This window comes from Variovorax humicola (assembly GCF_037889915.1).
Taxonomy (GTDB): Bacteria; Pseudomonadota; Gammaproteobacteria; order Burkholderiales; family Burkholderiaceae_C; genus Variovorax; species Variovorax humicola.
Window position 1 is genome coordinate 1 of the sequence record NZ_JBBKZV010000109.1, and the last position, 1,004, is coordinate 1,004.

Below are 1,004 nucleotides of genomic sequence, written 5' to 3' on the forward strand. Positions count from 1 at the left end.
CGCCGCCACGGTGGTCAAGCTGATGCGCGTGGCCATGCTGCTGCCGGTGATCGTGTGCGCGGTCATGTTGAGTCGCGGCCGCGCTGGCGAGCAAGGCGGCAAGCGCCCGCCGATCCTGCCCTGGTTCGCGGTGGGCTTCGTCCTGCTGGCCGCACTCAACAGCACCGGCTGGATCCCCAAGTCGGTGCAGACCTTCGCCAACGACCTCTCGGGCTGGTGCCTGGTCATTGCCATCAGCGCGCTGGGCATGAAGACCCAGCTCAAGGAACTCGCCAGCGTCGGCATCAAGCCGATCGTGTTGATGGTCGGCGAAACCGTGTTCCTCGCAGCGCTCGTCGCGGCGATGTTGCACTGGGGCATGTGAAAGCAGAAGGATCAGACGAAATGAAGAAAGCACGACAGCCATCGACATCGACCATCCTCATCGTGCCGGGACTTCGTGACCATGTGGAAGACCATTGGCAGACGCACCTCGCGCGCAATCTCGCAGGCGACCGCAAGGTCGTCACGGTGCCCCACCTGAGGTCCAGCCAGCCGTCTTCCGCCTAGCGAGGGCGCAACCCCGCCGTCGGCTTGGCCGGCGCCTCGGGCGGCGCATCCTGCGCGCGCACAGGTCGCCAGCAGCACACCCCACAGCAGGGAGCCATGGAGCCATTGCACGGCAACGCGAATCTCTTTCATGCGTGGCGTTCCTCGCAGATGGAGTCTTGATCGCATCAGGGGATGCTGCAGTCATTGCCGCCGGTCGCAATTGACGGGCCTCGACAGCTTCCTCGCGGTTCCTGCGGCGCTGGCTGTCGCAAAGTACCGGACCCAACGAGAAAGCCACCCGGACTATTCAGTACCGGCTGGCCTCTAGGGTCCTTCGACTTCAGCTGGCATCTGCCAGCGTCAGGTCAGAAAGCGTGGCGGATACCGAAGTCGTAGCCGGTCGCGTTCTTGGCCTGGTAGCCCTGTCCGGTGGTGAGGAAGGTATTGGTGAAGCCCGGCGTGCCGATCACGAA

The 1,004-nt window shown here is 64.3% G+C and carries 1 protein-coding gene and 1 pseudogene; both read left to right on the plus strand.

Annotated features, from left to right (window positions below):
- The coding region (locus WKW80_RS37260) for a putative sulfate exporter family transporter (protein ID WP_340368571.1) at positions 1 to 364 on the plus strand (364 nt) is incomplete at its 5' end.
- Positions 365 to 384: 20 nt separating this feature from the next.
- Positions 385 to 504, plus strand: a pseudogene (locus WKW80_RS37265) (alpha/beta hydrolase); the annotation flags it as partial.
- Positions 505 to 1,004 lie beyond the last annotated feature (500 nt).